General features: G+C 44.0%; 13 protein-coding genes. 10 read left to right on the forward strand and 3 right to left on the reverse strand.

Going from position 1 to position 17,243, the window contains the following annotated elements:
- Window positions 1-75: 75 nt before the first annotated feature.
- Together LV716_RS02675 and LV716_RS02680 are read right to left on the reverse strand one after the other, a co-directional pair.
- Window positions 76-873, reverse strand: coding sequence for a carboxypeptidase-like regulatory domain-containing protein (locus LV716_RS02675; protein ID WP_163416254.1), 798 nt, complete (start codon window positions 871-873; stop codon window positions 76-78).
- On the reverse strand, window positions 863-1,603 hold the full coding sequence (locus LV716_RS02680) for a carboxypeptidase-like regulatory domain-containing protein (RefSeq protein WP_163416255.1): 741 nt from the start codon (window positions 1,601-1,603) through the stop codon (window positions 863-865). Before LV716_RS02680 ends, LV716_RS02675 begins: the two co-directional genes overlap by 11 nt.
- A gap of 217 nt (window positions 1,604-1,820) precedes the next feature.
- Between LV716_RS02680 and LV716_RS02685 the strand changes: the two genes are divergently transcribed.
- The 8 genes from LV716_RS02685 to LV716_RS02720 all read left to right on the forward strand — a co-directional run bounded on the left by LV716_RS02685 (window position 1,821) and on the right by LV716_RS02720 (window position 12,836).
- A complete protein-coding gene (locus LV716_RS02685; protein WP_163416256.1) occupies window positions 1,821-4,757 on the forward strand; it encodes a hypothetical protein in 2,937 nt (978 codons plus the stop codon).
- A gap of 1 nt (window position 4,758) precedes the next feature.
- Entirely contained in the window at window positions 4,759-5,925 is a 1,167-nt protein-coding gene (locus tag LV716_RS02690; RefSeq protein ID WP_163416257.1) for a gliding motility-associated C-terminal domain-containing protein, read from the forward strand.
- A 159-nt stretch (window positions 5,926-6,084) separates the two neighbouring features.
- A complete protein-coding gene (locus tag LV716_RS02695) occupies window positions 6,085-9,099 on the forward strand; it encodes a hypothetical protein (RefSeq protein ID WP_233759214.1) in 3,015 nt (1,004 codons plus the stop codon).
- Between the two features lie 9 nt (window positions 9,100-9,108).
- On the forward strand, window positions 9,109-9,759 hold the full coding sequence (locus LV716_RS02700; RefSeq protein WP_163416259.1) for a hypothetical protein: 651 nt from the start codon (window positions 9,109-9,111) through the stop codon (window positions 9,757-9,759).
- A gap of 3 nt (window positions 9,760-9,762) precedes the next feature.
- Window positions 9,763-10,935 carry a gliding motility-associated C-terminal domain-containing protein gene (locus LV716_RS02705; protein WP_163416260.1) on the forward strand — a complete coding sequence of 391 codons (1,173 nt, stop codon included), beginning with the start codon at window positions 9,763-9,765 and terminating at the stop codon, window positions 10,933-10,935.
- A 75-nt stretch (window positions 10,936-11,010) separates the two neighbouring features.
- Window positions 11,011-11,745, forward strand: coding sequence for a M15 family metallopeptidase (locus tag LV716_RS02710; protein WP_163416261.1), 735 nt, complete (start codon window positions 11,011-11,013; stop codon window positions 11,743-11,745).
- A gap of 42 nt (window positions 11,746-11,787) precedes the next feature.
- Window positions 11,788-12,552 carry a M48 family metalloprotease gene (locus tag LV716_RS02715; RefSeq protein WP_163416262.1) on the forward strand — a complete coding sequence of 255 codons (765 nt, stop codon included), beginning with the start codon at window positions 11,788-11,790 and terminating at the stop codon, window positions 12,550-12,552.
- A 116-nt stretch (window positions 12,553-12,668) separates the two neighbouring features.
- Window positions 12,669-12,836, forward strand: coding sequence for a DUF6747 family protein (locus LV716_RS02720; RefSeq protein WP_163416263.1), 168 nt, complete (start codon window positions 12,669-12,671; stop codon window positions 12,834-12,836).
- 98 nt (window positions 12,837-12,934) lie between these two features.
- On the opposite strand, the gene LV716_RS02725 is transcribed toward LV716_RS02720, so the two are convergent.
- A complete protein-coding gene (locus tag LV716_RS02725) occupies window positions 12,935-13,327 on the reverse strand; it encodes an ankyrin repeat domain-containing protein (protein ID WP_163416264.1) in 393 nt (130 codons plus the stop codon).
- A gap of 210 nt (window positions 13,328-13,537) precedes the next feature.
- Here LV716_RS02725 and gpmI point away from each other — a divergent pair, with 210 nt between their 5' ends.
- Window positions 13,538-15,055 (forward strand): 2,3-bisphosphoglycerate-independent phosphoglycerate mutase, encoded by a 1,518-nt coding sequence (gpmI, locus tag LV716_RS02730; RefSeq protein WP_163416265.1) that lies wholly within the window; start codon window positions 13,538-13,540, stop codon window positions 15,053-15,055.
- An 11-nt stretch (window positions 15,056-15,066) separates the two neighbouring features.
- Window positions 15,067-17,199 (forward strand): glycoside hydrolase family 97 protein, encoded by a 2,133-nt coding sequence (locus LV716_RS02735; protein ID WP_163416266.1) that lies wholly within the window; start codon window positions 15,067-15,069, stop codon window positions 17,197-17,199.
- Window positions 17,200-17,243 lie beyond the last annotated feature (44 nt).

The raw sequence follows: 17,243 nt of genomic DNA on the forward strand, positions 1-17,243 counted from the left end.
GCGCCAAACAGCAACTACCACAAAAAAGAAGAAAAAGAAAAATACACGTATCGAAGTTTGAAGGTTTCACTAAAATCAATCTAAGTCGTTGTTTTCCCGATACGCCCTGCTTTTTAGAACCAGATAGTCCAATATTCGCAAACGGTCTTTGGAATCAACAGCTTTTTGAAATTCGTCGTCCACCTCACAGAAATACATAAAATCATCTATACGCCCAGCAGGGATTTTTAAGGTACTTATAAAAAGAGAATCTATATAAAAATCTTGAACCCGTTGGGTCCGTGCATAGGTCTCGTCTACTTTCACCCTGTTCTTGAGCATTTTGGTACGCCCGGTAATGGCATTGATTATAGGGTCCAAGGGAGGACTGAGTATCATGGCGACATTGAACTTTCCAAAAGTTGCCTGTTGCAGTTTACGTTCGCTTTGGGTCGGTATTTTGCTATGGGCATTGGGCAGTCCCAAAGCTTCAGCACTTACATCTTTTTCAAGTTGTAATCCACCGATATCCTTCCCTAAATCTCCCGATAGATCAAAAGGCCTTACAACGACCTCTTTCAGTTCGTTCACAAATTCTTCCAAAGGAACGGTCACAAAATTTGTATTTAAAATGTCCTCGGTAACAGGCAGTACCTTTCTCCTAAACTGCACAGCAGAAAAAACTAAAGTATCGTTACGCTGTACTGCAATGGAAAAGTTTCCATCCATATCGGTTATTACCGCATTCTTGGTAGTTATGTTCTGGACCACTACCCCAACAACGTCCTTACCTTTACTAAATACTTTTCCTTTTAATTGTTTTACACTGGTTTGTTGGGCATTGGTCGAAAATATAGTTGCAACCAACAACAAGAAAAAGAGCCTACTCCTCATTCAACTCCGCTAAAAAAGTTTTGCTATGGGTAACCAGAAAATCGATTAACTGGAATTCATTTTCTTTTCGCAACAACGTCTGGGAAGGGACTTTATCGTCGCAATAGATTAAAAACGCATCTATTTTATCCTGGGGCAGTTTTAAATCGACCACAAAAAACTCATCGTCATATACCTGCCGTAATACCTCGCTCACCTTTAGAGGTTCCCTATCGGCACCATCGTCTTTTTTGGCCATAAACATGGCCTTAAAAAGGTTTACAAAATTAAGTCCGTCCCGCATACCCCTGGTGGTCTGGGATTCCGCTATGTTTTCAACTTCAGTTCCCCTATCGATTTCATAATCAAATCGCTTAAAACTTTCGTTCTTCACTTCAAGAAACCGTTTTTGGTTTTCGGGAGAAACAACGACTTCGTCCAGTTTAGTCACTTTTTCCGATACCTCTACGACCAATCTGTTATTTTTTAGAATTTCGGGAGTTACGGTGATAACTTCCAGTTGAAAGTTTACCGCAGTAAAAACAAGCTGGTCACCCGCTTTGACCAGAATAACGAACTCTCCATCATCATTGGTGATAGTAGCGGTTTCTGAAGTTGCATTGATAACATTCTCATTGGGAACATTACCACCCTTGTACAGTACCTTTCCGCGTAAGACCTGTCTATCGTCTTGCGCAACAATAATGCCTGTAAAAGTTAAAAAAAGTACAACCAGAAACGTATTTTTCATGTGAGCGCTTTTTTAGCCAGAGTTAAAGAAAACCTTTGAACGGCATAAAAAAAATAAACTTGTTCTAAACTTTTGTTAATTCTCATAAATCGACCGAAGAACAAGGACGTCCGTTCACCATAAAACTAAGGCATTTTGACGGTAATAATTAGATTACTGGAGCAATAGGGTTAGTTTTGGTTTTTACGTTTTGAAAATCCTCCAAATGTCAAACACTGTGAAAACTTACATTGCCCCTTTACTGTTTTGCCTCTTTATGGCGGTCAATCTTCAAGGACAGATTAAAATAGGTGAAAACCCACAGACCTTGGACCCTGCTTCGGTCTTGGAATTGGAAAGCACCTCTAGGGCACTGGTAATTACGCGGTTGACCGACACGCAGATGAACAACATTACGCCCTTGCGTGGCGCTTTGGTCTATAATACTGACGAGGACTGTATCCATTATTATGATGGTACACAATGGGTGAATATTTGTGAAGCGTTGGACAACTCTTTTACAACAACTACCGAAGCAATCTTTAACACGGCTTCCTTGGACAATACGGTTGTGGTAACCCAAGTTAATGACAATTATAATTTTGAGGTAAATCAGATTACGGGGGATAATATTGTCGATACAAGTATTTTGGGAGGTGATATTGGAGTTGAAACTATCGGTACTGGTAATTTGGCAAATAAATCAATCACCCTTGAAAAATTATTAGATGGAAACCTAGCTGGAGAACTGCTGCGATGGAATGGTACTGATTGGGAAATAATCAATGAATCATCATTGAATATAATTGAGGCTGATGGTGTAATCGGAAATGAGGTCACGGGACCTGCTGACGGTACGCTGCAGTTATCAGGAATAGGTGATGACACAAGTCCATTTCTTCTGGGTGTTAGCCCAAATGGTATCACAAACACAGAGCTTGCAAATAATGCGGTAACTTCCAATAACATTTTAGACGGCGAAGTAGGTACGAATGACATTGCTAATGATGCCATTACCGAGGATAAAATAGCAACGGCAACTCCAGATAGCTTTCTCTTGACGGATGGAGCAGGAAATCCGCAATGGGTTGATGGATTAACAGTCGTAACATCCTTAGTCGATGGTGTCACTTTAGAAGTAAATCCTAGTGCACAAGTCCAGATACGGGATGATGGGGTTACCAACGCTAAACTGGCAAACAATGCAGTGAATACAGCCGAAATTGTGGACAATGCAATTACTATCAATAAAATCGGGACAGCAGGGCTTGCCGATGCCAACAGGATTCTTGGCACAGATGCAGCCGGGGACCCACAGTGGCAGGACGCTTCATCCGTCGCGGCAAACTTGGGAGAGGACGTCGTTTCAACAAATGGTTCCATTACTGGGGTGCAGGCCGATGCAGCCCTCGTCGCCATGGACCTGGAGGTAAACGTCGACGGAACAACCATTGAGGTCGACGCTACAAACGGCGTACAAATCGCTGATGATGGGGTCAATACGGACAAGATAGGCACAGCGGGGCTTGCCGACGCCAACAGGATTCTTGGCACAGATGCTGCCGGGGACCCACAGTGGCAGGACGCTTCGTCAGTTGCTGCCAACTTGGGAGAGGATGTCGTTTCAACCGACGGGTCGATTACCGGAGTACAGGCCGATGCAGCACTCGTGGCAATGGACCTTGAGGTCAACGTCGACGGAACAACCATAGAGGTCGACGCCACAAACGGCGTACAAATCGCTGATAACGGCGTGACTACCGATAAGATTGGTACCGCTGGCCTTGCGGACGCGAACAGGATTCTTGGCACAGATGCAGCCGGGGACCCACAGTGGCAGGACGCTTCGTCAGTTGCTGCCAACTTGGGAGAGGACGTCGTTTCAACAAATGGTTCCATTACCGGAGTACAGGCCGATGCAGCACTCGTGGTAATGGACCTTGAGGTCAACGTCGACGGAACAACCATAGAGGTCGACGCCACAAACGGCGTACAAATCGCTGATAACGGCGTGACTACCGATAAGATTGGTACCGCTGGCCTTGCGGACGCGAACAGGATTCTTGGCACAGATGCAGCCGGGGACCCACAGTGGCAGGACGCTTCATCCGTCTCGGCAAACTTGGGAGAGGACGTCGTTTCAACAAATGGTTCCATTACTGGGGTGCAGGCCGATGCAGCCCTCGTCGCCATGGACCTGGAGGTAAACGTCGACGGAACAACCATTGAGGTCGACGCTATAAACGGCGTACAAATCGCTGATGATGGGGTCAATACGGACAAGATAGGCACAGCGGGGCTTGCCGACGCCAACAGGATTCTTGGCACAGATGCTGCCGGGGACCCACAGTGGCAGGACGCTTCGTCAGTTGCTGCCAACTTGGGAGAGGATGTCGTTTCAACCGACGGGTCGATTACCGGAGTACAGGCCGATGCAGCACTCGTGGCAATGGACCTTGAGGTCAACGTCGACGGAACAACCATAGAGGTCGACGCCACAAACGGCGTACAAATCGCTGATAACGGCGTGACTACCGATAAGATTGGTACCGCTGGCCTTGCGGACGCGAACAGGATTCTTGGCACAGATGCAGCCGGGGACCCACAGTGGCAGGACGCTTCATCCGTCGCGGCAAACTTGGGAGAGGACGTCGTTTCAACAAATGGTTCCATTACTGGGGTGCAGGCCGATGCAGCCCTCGTCGCCATGGACCTGGAGGTAAACGTCGACGGAACAACCATTGAGGTCGACGCTACAAACGGCGTACAAATCGCTGATGACGGCGTGACAACTGATAAAATTGCAAACGGAAATGTAACCCGAGCAAAAATAGCCAATGGTACAGCAGCTGGACAACTTATGCAATGGAATGGAACAGACTGGGTTCTTGTCGACGATAGCACCCTCGACGTAGTAGATGAAATAGTTTTAAAAGGACAGGTATCCGCAGCTGCAGGTACTTCAGGGGCTTATACTATAAATGACCCTGCTATAACAGCAACTTCCATAATTCAATTAACGGTTGAAGAGAATACTCCAGGAAATCCAATAATGATTCAGCTTACCAATCAAGTAGCTGGTACTTTTGAAGTACAGATTTACGAATTTACAGCAGGACCTACTGCTTTTACAGGAACAAATGCCAACTGGCAATATATTGTAGTTGCACCTTAAAATGAAATCCCTCCTCCAAATAGCGTTCCTTTTAGTTTTTGGCTTTATCCAAGCCCAAAATGCGCTGTACAATAGCGGGAACATAAGAATACACCCCAATGGCAACTTAGGATTTCATACCAACCTGATCAACGATACCGCTTTTGACCAAAACCAGGGTTTAGCTGGTTTTTATGGAGATACACCAATAGAAGTGCAAGGCAGTATTTCCCCAACCTTTACCGACGTTGAGTTTATGGTACCCAATGATATTTTGTTACAGAATTCCGTCAATGTAGAGAACAATGTGAATTTTGTAGAAGGCAATGTCCTCACACCATTGGCAAACCAGACCATACATCTTAATTTTTTGGATCAAGGATTCTTTACAGGAGAAAACAACACGGCTAAGGTAACAGGATTTGCTGCCATTGAAAATAGAGCCTTTTTCTCTTTTCCGGTTGGCGACAACAATCAGTTGCGTCCCTTAATGATAGATTCCGAGACCAATGCACCCTTGACCATCTGCGCTTATTTTTTTGAAAACCCTTCCAACCCTACTTCCATTACTCAAACATTTAATGTAGAGGAGAAAGTAAGGAATATAGGAACGGTTAGCGACAAAGAATTTTGGATTTTACAAAGCGATGTTCCAGCAACGGTCACCGTAAGTTGGAACCAAAGAAGTGCATTGTTCGGAATACCCAATACCACTGTAGATGCTATAATCCTTGTTGGATGGAGCAAACAGGCCAACCAATGGGTCGTTATTGGAAATACGGCACAAAGTGGTGATGAAAATCAAGGATTTTTGACCTCCGAGACTTTTGTACCCAGCGATTATGAAGCGATTACCTTTGGTACCATTCCATTGCCAACGGACACCTTTGCTGTGAACAACCCAACCTTGGGCAATTATTTTTTAAGTCCCAATGGCGATGGCACCAATGATTTTCTGGTCTTTGACGGACTTTCCGAATCTCCTAACAATAGTGTTCGTATATTCAATCGTTTTGGACAAAAAGTATTTGAAAAGTTCAATTACGTAGACGAATTTACAGGACTCACCAACACAGGCAGCCTATTATTGAACAAAGATATTGGTCTAGCCGAAGGCATCTATTATTACCTCGTTACTTTGGACGATTTAGGGCTGGAATACCAAGGTTTTATATTTCTTGACCGGTAATGTAGTCTTTAACACTGGTATTCGTTCATCTGCAAAGAATTCCGTTGTTCGTAATATTTTATAAGTTTTACCTCGGTAAATGCTTGTTACACAACATTTACTACCACCTCACCTCATCGAATTCTATTTTTATAGCCCCAAGAACTTAATCGCGCTTGAATGAAAAAGACAATTATCTTATTCGTACTTATCATCTGTCCTGTCCTTATGTTTTCCCAAGTCAAGGTCGGATCAAATCCAGATGTTATCGATCTCTCATCTATTTTGGAATTGGAAAGCTCTAACAAAGCTTTAGTCCTAACAAGATTGACATCGGCCCAAATGCAAAGCATTAATCCGTTAAATGGAGCGGTGGTGTACAATACGGATACCTCATGCATTCATTATTATAATGGAATGCAATGGATTAATTTGTGTGATGGTTCAAACACTTCAAATTTCACTTTTGTTGATAATAACAATGGAACCTTTTCCATTTTTGATGGTGGTGACTTGGTCTTTACTTCTTCGGATTTAACAGGACCCCAAGGGGTATCTGGGAATGACGGAGCGGACGGAGCACAAGGACCGGCAGGACCACAAGGAGTACCAGGAAATGACGGGGCAGATGGGGCACAAGGACCAGCAGGGCCAATAGGACCACAGGGAATACCGGGCAACGATGGGGCCGACGGAGCACAAGGACCAGCAGGACCGCAAGGAATACCCGGAAATGACGGAGCGGACGGGGCACAAGGACCGGCGGGACCGCAAGGAGTACCAGGAAGTGACGGGGCCGATGGGGCACAAGGACCGGCGGGACCAGCAGGACCGCAAGGAGTACCAGGAAATGACGGGGCCGATGGGGCACAAGGGCCAGCGGGACCACAAGGAATACCAGGAAACGATGGGGCCGACGGAGCACAAGGACCGGCGGGACCAGCAGGACCGCAAGGAATTCCAGGGAACGATGGGGCCGACGGAGCACAAGGACCGGCAGGACCACAAGGAGTACCAGGAAATGATGGGGCAGATGGAGCACAAGGACCAGCGGGACCAGCAGGACCGCAAGGAATACCCGGAAATGACGGGGCAGATGGGGCACAAGGACCAGCAGGGCCAATAGGACCACAAGGAGTACCAGGAAATGACGGGACCGATGGGGCACAAGGACCGGCGGGACCACAAGGAATACCAGGAAACGACGGAGCTGACGGAGCACAAGGACCGGCGGGACCAGCAGGACCGCAAGGAATTCCAGGGAACGATGGGGCCGACGGAGCACAAGGACCAGCGGGACCACAAGGAGTACCAGGAAATGACGGGGCAGATGGAGCACAAGGACCAGCGGGACCAGCAGGAATACCAGGAAACGACGGGGCAGATGGGGCACAAGGACCGGCGGGACCACAAGGAATACCAGGAAACGACGGAGCTGACGGAGCACAAGGACCGGCGGGACCACAAGGAATACCAGGAAACGACGGAGCTGACGGAGCACAAGGACCGGCGGGACCAGCAGGACCGCAAGGAATACCCGGAAATGATGGAGCACAAGGACCAGCGGGACCAGCAGGGCCAATAGGACCACAAGGAGTACCAGGAAATGACGGGGCCGATGGGGCACAAGGGCCAGCGGGACCACAAGGAATACCAGGAAACGATGGGGCCGACGGAGCACAAGGACCAGCGGGACCAGCAGGACCGCAAGGAATTCCAGGAAACGACGGGGCAGATGGGGCACAAGGACCAGCGGGGCCAATAGGACCACAAGGAGTACCAGGAAATGACGGAGCGGACGGGGCACAAGGACCGGCGGGGCCAATAGGACCACAGGGAATACCGGGCAACGATGGGGCCGACGGAGCACAAGGACCAGCAGGACCGCAAGGAATACCCGGAAATGACGGAGCGGACGGGGCACAAGGACCGGCGGGACCACAAGGAATACCAGGGAACGACGGAGCTGACGGAGCACAAGGACCGGCGGGACCGCAAGGAGTACCAGGGAACGATGGGGCCGACGGAGCACAAGGACCGCAAGGAATACCCGGAAATGATGGAGCCGACGGAGCACAAGGACCGGCAGGACCACAAGGAGTACCAGGCAACGACGGAGCAGACGGAGCACAAGGACCAGCGGGACCAGCAGGACCGCAAGGAATACCAGGAAACGACGGGGCAGATGGGGCACAAGGACCAGCGGGGCCAATAGGACCACAAGGAGTACCAGGAAATGACGGGGCAGATGGGGCACAAGGACCGGCGGGGCCAATAGGACCACAGGGAATACCGGGCAACGATGGGGCCGACGGAGCACAAGGACCAGCAGGACCGCAAGGAATACCCGGAAATGACGGAGCGGACGGGGCACAAGGACCGGCGGGACCGCAAGGAGTACCAGGAAGTGACGGGGCCGATGGGGCACAAGGACCGGCGGGACCAGCAGGACCGCAAGGAGTATCAGGGAACGACGGAGCTGACGGAGCACAAGGACCGGCGGGACCGCAAGGAGTACCAGGGAACGATGGAGCCGACGGAGCACAAGGACCACAAGGGATACCAGGAAATGACGGGGCCGACGGAGCACAAGGACCACAAGGGATACCAGGAAATGACGGAGCCGACGGGGCACAAGGACCGGCAGGACCTCAAGGGCCTGTAGGACCACCACAAACCTTGAGTAAGACTGACAACACCATAACTTTAAGTGACGGAGGAGGGTCAATTGACGAAACTATCACCAACTTAACTCAAGATACTTCAACAGGAGTAATTACATATACTAACGAAGAAGCCACTCCGCAAACTGCAAACACTGTAGGGGCAGAGACCAACAATCAAATCTCAGTCGGCGCCAATGGCGGAGCGTTCTATATAAGCCCAATCAGAGCTTTTGGAAAAGTATCATCAGGCGGTGGTCTGGTCAAAGGTACTGCCGGAGTCACTGTAACTAAACTGAGTGGAAATGGGTATTATAGGGTAAATCTCCCTCCAGGATTGGTAGGAGATGCTGACTATATCATTCAATTGGCGCAACCAAGCCGAGATGGTTCAGGCAATGATGACCCTGGAATTTCATACCGAAATCAAACAGCTTCAAGTTTTGAGGTCATTGTAGGTGATAACGACAATGGGGGCTCTGATAGAAATCGCTTCAACTCAGAGTTTATGTTTACTGTTTTAGATTTATAATACAACCAAATGAAAAGAATTAGTATAGCAATTTTACTGTTTTCATTTATTACTGCGATAGCACAAACACCAACTGCAGGTGATTTGGTTGGCATACACAATGTGACAACTATGGAAATGAATGCCATTGCCAACCCTATAGAGGGTTCCATGGTTTTTAATACCACCACAAGAAGCATGCACTTTTATAGTAATGCAGTTTGGGTAGAAATCCCTAATGTGGCCAACGTGTATGTAGGTGCCTTTCAAATAACGGGTGCAGGAAATCAAGTTATAAATGGCCTACCCTTTGAACCAAGCAGTATCACATTTTCGGCACATGCCAATGTGGAAAGCTTCAATTTAAACTCTGATAATGCGGTAGGTAACAATAACACCGGTATTGCCAACTCATTTGGGTCTATGAACGGTTTCGCAAGAAATGATGGCGGCAATATTACAGAACAGGTGATTTATGTTGGTGGTAGTGGAAACTCCATTAACGATATTTCGAGATATGCATCCAACTCCCATAGTATTGGTTTACGTTATGGAAATCAAAATGGAAATAATTTAGGGATAACTTCTGCAAGCGTTACCAGTTTCAATACAGATGGGTTTACGGTGAACACGGATAGTTTTGCTGATGGCATTGTGGTTTTATTCCAAGCTTATAGGTAAAAGATGATTGAAAAATATCAACATATAAAATATTATACATTAGGATTGGCCCTGATTTTGACTAACATTGTGTTAAGTCAAGATACATTTCAAAATTTTGGGAACCTTCAGTTTCACAACACTGCTTCTGTAGGTTTTCATATTGACCTTATCGATAATGGTACTTTTGACAAAAACCTTGGACTAACTGGTTTCTATAGTCCAAATCAGCTTACTGTTTCCGGAACTTCAAATCCAATTTTCAACGATGTTGAGATTATAGCCGAAAATGGATTGGTATTGGATACATGGGTAGGTGTTACCAATAACGCAAATTTTATTGTTGGGGATGTTGTCACCCCTAAAACCGATTCCAATTCATATTTAAATTTTATCGACGGCGCTTTCTTTACAGGCACCGGGAATGAAACCCATATTAACGGATATGCAGGAGCAACCAACAAGGAGATAATCACGTTTCCTGTTGGCGATGGACAACGGATAAGACATCTTACCCTTACCTCTAGTGCTATTAACGATTTGGCAAGATGCGCCTATTTTTTTGAAGATCCCAACAACCCATCATCTCTTACAGGACAGTTCAATACTGAAAATAAAGAATTTGAAGACTTGCAGGTAAGTAATTTTGAATTTTGGAAGTTGGAGAGCAATCAACCTTCTATTGTTACCTTGACTTGGGACAGTAATAGTAATGCACCTTCATTTGCAGATACTACCGAAGATTTACTGGTCGTGGGATGGAACAGTACAGAAAACCGATGGGAGCGTCTTGGAAATACTGGAGTTACCGGAAACTTAACAACTGGGAGTATTTCTTCCGAAACCTTTGTTCCTGATGATTACGAAATTATCACACTGGGCGGAAACGAATTGCTTGAGCCCTTCAGTGTATTAGAGCTTGACAATTATTTTTTAACTCCCAACAATGATGGCATCAATGATTTTCTGGAGATTGAAGGTCTTGAAAATTTTCCAAACAATTATCTGAAAATCTATAACCGATATGGTATTCTGGTGTACTCAAAATTGAATTATTCCAATGAATTTAATGGTATTTCAAACCAAAATACAGTTATTCGAAGGGATGCCGGTTTATCTTCGGGGGTCTATTTCTATATTTTGACCATTACCGACACCAAACAAAAATATCAAGGCTACATGTATATTTCGGAATAAGTGTTCCACGAGAAAAACTATGGCTGGGCATCCCAATAGAAAAAAACTACTTAAATTGTCCTTTAAATGAATTCCATGAACAGAAGAAGTTTCATAAAAAAGACATCGATTTCATCCTTGGCATGCACGCTACCAACTATTATGCCCATGTTTCAGGATACGGAGTACTCTACATTGGAATTGATGGGAAAGGAAAAAATTCCACTATTTGGTCAAGGGATTAATTTGAGAGAAGCGGCGTTTGAGGCTTTTAATAAAATGAAGCGTGCTGCTTTTACTGCTGGATTCGATATTAAAATGATATCCAGCTACCGAGATTTTTATAGGCAGGAAGGTATATGGGAACGAAAGTACTTACGCTACACGGAAGATGATGGTATGGAACCTATGCAAGCCATTGATAAGATAATAGAATATTCCACTATCCCAGGAACCAGTAGGCACCATTGGGGAACAGATATTGATATTATTGACGGGAACGCAAAGAATACCGGAGACGTTCTTGTTCCTGAAAAGTTTGAAGCAGGTGGGCCTTTTGAAGATTTTAAACTTTGGTTGGACGAAAACTCGGAAAAGTATGGTTTTTATCTGGTCTATACCGATGAGCCAAAACGCAGGGGTTTTAAATATGAACCTTGGCATTACAGTTATGCACCAATTTCCATACCCATGTTGAAAGTGTTCAGAAAAGTAAACATTATGAAATTACTTCAAACCGAAGAATTTTACGGAGCAGAACATTTTACCACCGGGTTCTTAAAAACCTATATACAAGATAATATTCTCGATATTAACCGAGATTTATTGTAGGTCTAATTTTTCGTATCTTCCATTTCCAAGAACAACACTGCCATGAGAAGAGGAAGCTGGAAAATTCGCATATTCATAGGACTTGCCATTGTTGCCTTTGCTTTTGTAAAACGATGCAATAACAAACAAGAAAACCCATATACCGGTCGTGTACAGAATATAAATATGACCGCTGATCAAGAAATTGCCATAGGGCTGGAGAGTGCACCCCAAATGGCACAACAGCACGGTGGACTATACCCTGATGAACGAATGCAATCCTTGGTGGATGCCGTTGGTAATAAGTTGGTCAACAACAGTATTGCTCGGGAAACACCTTATGCTTACGACTTCCATCTTTTAGCCGATGATAGAACCATAAACGCCTTTGCCCTGCCGGGAGGTCAATGTTTTATAACCTATGCCCTATTTTCTCAATTGACCGAAGCGCAGCTAGCTGGCGTACTTGGGCATGAAATCGGTCATGTAATTGGAAGACATTCTGCCGAACGTATAGCTGAGAGCAGCTTTTGGCAAACACTGGCTACTGGTGCATCGGTTGGTGGTGACATGGGAAGTTTGGTAAGTGGAATAGGCCAAAATACCTTATTAAAAAATGGAAGGGGAGATGAGCTGGAAAGCGATGAGCTTGGCGTGTTATTTATGATACAAGCGGGTTATGACCCACATGAAATGATAAAGGTGATGGAAATTTTAAAAGCCGCCGGTGGCCCTAACCGTACCCCAGAGTTTCAAAGTACCCATCCAGACCCAGAAAACAGGATTGAGAAAATCAAAGAAGCCATAGAAAAATATTCCGGTCGATAGATTTGGTACGTTCATCGATAATAACTTCGTATTCGCCAGTTTTGATTACCTTTGGGTGACCCCAAATCAAAATACCTTTTTCTTGACCCATTTGTGTTAGCTAACGAGAAGAACACATGGGAACACTATTACATTTTAAAAGTCTGTACGCAGAAGCGTTCGATGACTGCAAACCGAGCTTTGTAGTTGTCCTACTCAAAGGATATGCTATATTTTGTGCACTATTACTAGCTATGGCCATTTATGCATTTTTATATAGAGCCTTTACAGGATTTGAGTTTTAAAAAAATTTGTTTACTCTTTTACATGAACACTATTAAAGTAGATGAACAAAAAAGCCCATCTTAATAAGATGGGCTTTTTGCTTGAAGAATAAACTCCCTTATTTTTTCATAGCTAATTTAAGTACTTCCAAAACTTCTGTTGCACTGGACAATTCTGCATGTTTTTTTACAGTGTACCCCTTATCACAACGCTTTTTAAGGTTTGCGCCGTTCGAAATCAATACTTCCATGATTTCAGGTTTGTTGTAACGGGCAGCATAATGGATCGGTGCCATTCCCAAAGATTTTTGGTTTACATCTTCCCCTAGTTCGATTAATTTTTTTACCGTATCTAAATCTCCTTTTACGATAGCCTTGCAAAAAGAGCTAAGGTCTACAGAAGCAATTGAAGAAACAGAAATAGGTTCTGGAGTTGATGTTGATGGATTGGCGCTAACGCCTGCAACCACAAACAAACATGCTGCGGCTACTGTTACGATTGTTTTTTTCATGATGAATAATTTTTTGATTTATGAATTAAATTACACTAACAAGACTGTAATTTTTTCAAAATGTTACAAGATTATCATTTTCATAACAAAATTTTAACGATCCTATTTTTTTGAGCACAATTAATTAACAAATCAATTGGTCAGAAAACAGTAAAAAAACTAGGGCATCAAACCGAATCATTTTACTTTTGAGATAGAAACCAATACACAATGAACAAAAAGGTAATCCTAATGATTTTGGATGGTTGGGGAAAATCCCCAGACCCCAAAGTTTCCGCAGTAGATCAAGCAAATACGCCATTTATTGATTCACTTTATACAAAATACCCCAATGCCAATCTATTGACAGATGGAATGAATGTTGGCCTTCCAGAGGGTCAGATGGGAAATAGTGAAGTGGGACACATGAATCTAGGTGCTGGAAGAATCGTATACCAAGATTTAGCAAAGATTAATAAAGCGGTCAAAGAAAACACCCTAAAAGATGAACCTGTTCTAAAACAGGCATTTGAATATGCTAAATCCAACAACAAAGCTGTACACTTTTTAGGCTTGGTAAGTAATGGTGGTGTACACAGTCATGTTGATCATTTAAAGGCACTTATTGAAGCAAGTGAAATCAATGGTGTAACCAAATCCTTTATCCACGCATTTACAGATGGAAGGGATGTTGATCCAAAAAGTGGTAAAATATTTTTGGAAGACCTCACAAATTTCTGTTCCAATAAGAACACAAAACTAGCAACCGTCATTGGCAGGTATTATGCCATGGACCGGGATAAAAGATGGGAGCGGGTAAAACTGGCATATGATGTTTTGGTGAACAGCGAAGGAGAAAAAGCACAGGACATTTCGCAAGCCATGCAGAAAAGCTATGATGATGGCATCACCGATGAGTTTATAAAACCCTTGATTTTAACAGATGCTAAAAATAACGCATTGGGTAAAGTCGAAAAAGATGATGTTATCGTCTTTTTTAATTTCAGAACAGATCGCGGACGAGAACTTACCCAAGTGCTGAGCCAAAATGATTTTCCTGAACAAAGCATGCAAAAACTAGACTTGTACTATGTCACCATGACCAATTATGACGATTCTTTCAAAGGAATCAAAGTGGTGTATGACAAAGAAAACATTAAGGATACCCTTGGAGAAGTTTTGGCCAAACAAGGAAAAAAACAAATACGTATTGCCGAGACCGAGAAATATCCGCATGTAACTTTCTTTTTCAACGGTGGACGGGAAGAACCTTTTGATGGGGAAAGCCGTATACTTTGTCCATCGCCAAAAGTTGCTACGTATGATTTAAAACCAGAAATGAGCGCTTACGAGATTCGGGATAAAATTATTCCCCAACTGGAAAAAGAAGAGGCCAATTTTGTTTGCTTAAACTTTGCCAACCCAGATATGGTAGGGCATACTGGCATCATGGAAGCGGCAATAAAAGCTTGTGAAACTGTAGACGAATGTGCCAAGGATGTCATTACCGCCGGTTTAGAACATGGATATTCCACTATTGTCATTGCCGATCACGGAAACTGTGACACCATGGTAAACCCCGATGGTAGTCCAAACACGGCACATACTACAAACCCTGTTCCGTTGATTTTAGTGGATACGGAAATTACAGAAATCCAAGATGGTGTATTAGGCGACTTGGCTCCGACCATTCTCCACATGATGGGTGTACAACAACCAGGTTTGATGACGCAAAAATCCTTGGTCTAAAAGCGAAAACTATGAGAACAAATATGCTATTGCTCGCTTGTATATTCCCATTCGTTATGATGGCCCAACAACTAAAATCACCTAAAGGAAATTTTGAGTTGAACTTTCAAATTGAAAATGGTGTTCCTACGTATCAATTGCTAATGAACGGGAAAACCATTGTTGACAAAAGTAGTCTTGGCTTCGATTTAAAGGATATCCCCGATTTTCTTGATGGTTTCGAGTTGAAGGACGAGGAACGTACGTCGTTCGATGAAACATGGCAACCTGTTTGGGGCGAAACAAAATCCATCAGGAATAACTATAACGAGTTGATTGTTAAACTAGAGCAGGCTTCGACCGATAGATTCCTGAATATTCATTTTCGCTTGTTTGATGATGGATTGGGGTTTCGATATGAATTTCCGCAGCAACCCAATCTTAACCATTTTGTCATAACCGAGGAAAAAACACAGTTCAAATTGACCGGAGACCATAAAACATTTTGGATTCCCGGTGATTATGACACCCAAGAATATGACTATACTACATCAAAATTATCCGAAATTTCTGGTTTGATGGACAAAGCTATCACGCCCAATGCTTCGCAGACATCCTTCTCCAAAACTGGAGTTCAAACAGCATTGTTGATGAAAACAGCTGATGGTATTTATATCAATATCCACGAGGCTGCCCTGGTTGAATATCCTTGCATGCACTTGGAAGTTGATGAAACGAACTACATCCTTGAATCCCACTTGACCCCTGACGCCATTGGAAACAAGGGATATATGCAGGCGCCAAGAACTACACCCTGGCGTACCATCATAGCAAGTAAGAAAGCCGGTGACATACTACTTTCCAATATTACCCTGAACTTGAACGAACCAGTTGCATATGAAGATACCTCATGGATAAAACCCGTAAAATATATCGGGGTTTGGTGGGAAATGATCACCGGGAAAAGCTCTTGGGCCTATACGGATATCCCTAGTGTAAAACTGGGTGAAACAGATTTTTCCAAAGCCACACCAAATGGACGTCACGCAGCTAATACCGAACATGTGAAAATGTATATTGATTTTGCTGCTGAACATGGTTTTGACCAAGTTTTGGTCGAAGGATGGAACGAAGGTTGGGAAGACTGGTTTGGAAAGTCCAAAGACTTCGTGTTTGACTTTTTAACCCCGTATCCCGATTTTGATGTTGAAGGGTTGCGCGACTATGCAAAGTCGAAAAATGTAAAATTGATGATGCACCATGAAACTTCTGGTTCTATTCGCAATTACGAGCGATTTATGGACAAAGCCTATCAATTTATGGTAGATAACAACTACAATTCCGTTAAAAGTGGTTATGTAGGGGATATTATTCCAAGAGGCGAGTATCATTATGGGCAATGGGCTGTAAATCACTACCAATATGCCATAGAAAAAGCGGCTGAATACAAAATTATGGTCAATGCACACGAAGCGGTAAGGCCTACAGGATTGAGCAGAACCTTTCCCAACCTAATAGGAAACGAATCCGCAAGGGGAACGGAGTACGAAGCTTTTGGCGGGAGCAATCCCGACCATACCACAATTCTTCCGTTTACAAGGCTTATAGGTGGACCTATGGATTATACGCCGGGTATTTTTGAACCCGATGTGAGCAAATACAACCCAAATAACAAATCTTGGGTCAATACCACGATTGCACGTCAATTGGCACTATATGTGACCATGTACAGCCCGTTACAAATGGCAGCTGATTTACCAGAAACCTACAACAAACATCTAGACGCTTTTCAGTTTATAAAGGATGTTGCCATAGATTGGGATTCATCTTTAGTGTTAGAAGCCGAACCAGGTGATTTTATAACCTATGCGCGCAAAGAAAAAGGAACCAATAATTGGTTTGTAGGTCGTACCAATGATGAAGAGCCCAGAAATTCTTCAATTTCATTTGACTTTTTGGATGCTGGCAAAACCTATATTGCCACAATTTATAGTGATGCTAAAGATGCGCATTATAAGGAAAACCCTAAAGCATATGAAATCAAAAAATTTAGAGTGAGCCATAAATCCAAACTGTCTCAGGATTGTGCACCCGGTGGTGGTTACGCCATCAGTATTTTTGAAGTAACCGATAAAAGTCAGCTTAAAGGTTTGAAACGTCTATAATATTCATATCTTTTTTGAAGATAGGTAGGTTTTTGATTTCCATG

Source organism: Flagellimonas sp. HMM57 (assembly GCF_021390175.1).
In the GTDB taxonomy this organism is placed as follows: domain Bacteria; phylum Bacteroidota; class Bacteroidia; order Flavobacteriales; family Flavobacteriaceae; genus Flagellimonas.

What these genes read in the sequence shown, in the direction of transcription:
- LV716_RS02695 (WP_233759214.1), top strand. Translation starts at nt 6,085, where the DNA reads ATGAAAAAGACAATTATCTTATTCGTACTTATCATCTGTCCTGTCCTT.
- LV716_RS02715 (WP_163416262.1), top strand. Translation starts at nt 11,788, where the DNA reads ATGAGAAGAGGAAGCTGGAAAATTCGCATATTCATAGGACTTGCCATT.
- LV716_RS02690 (WP_163416257.1), top strand. Translation starts at nt 4,759, where the DNA reads ATGAAATCCCTCCTCCAAATAGCGTTCCTTTTAGTTTTTGGCTTTATC.
- LV716_RS02710 (WP_163416261.1), top strand. Translation starts at nt 11,011, where the DNA reads ATGAACAGAAGAAGTTTCATAAAAAAGACATCGATTTCATCCTTGGCA.
- gpmI (WP_163416265.1), top strand. Translation starts at nt 13,538, where the DNA reads ATGAACAAAAAGGTAATCCTAATGATTTTGGATGGTTGGGGAAAATCC.
- LV716_RS02700 (WP_163416259.1), top strand. Translation starts at nt 9,109, where the DNA reads ATGAAAAGAATTAGTATAGCAATTTTACTGTTTTCATTTATTACTGCG.
- LV716_RS02720 (WP_163416263.1), top strand. Translation starts at nt 12,669, where the DNA reads ATGGGAACACTATTACATTTTAAAAGTCTGTACGCAGAAGCGTTCGAT.
- LV716_RS02675 (WP_163416254.1), bottom strand. Translation starts at nt 873, where the DNA reads ATGAGGAGTAGGCTCTTTTTCTTGTTGTTGGTTGCAACTATATTTTCG.
- LV716_RS02680 (WP_163416255.1), bottom strand. Translation starts at nt 1,603, where the DNA reads ATGAAAAATACGTTTCTGGTTGTACTTTTTTTAACTTTTACAGGCATT.
- LV716_RS02705 (WP_163416260.1), top strand. Translation starts at nt 9,763, where the DNA reads ATGATTGAAAAATATCAACATATAAAATATTATACATTAGGATTGGCC.
- LV716_RS02725 (WP_163416264.1), bottom strand. Translation starts at nt 13,327, where the DNA reads ATGAAAAAAACAATCGTAACAGTAGCCGCAGCATGTTTGTTTGTGGTT.
- LV716_RS02735 (WP_163416266.1), top strand. Translation starts at nt 15,067, where the DNA reads ATGAGAACAAATATGCTATTGCTCGCTTGTATATTCCCATTCGTTATG.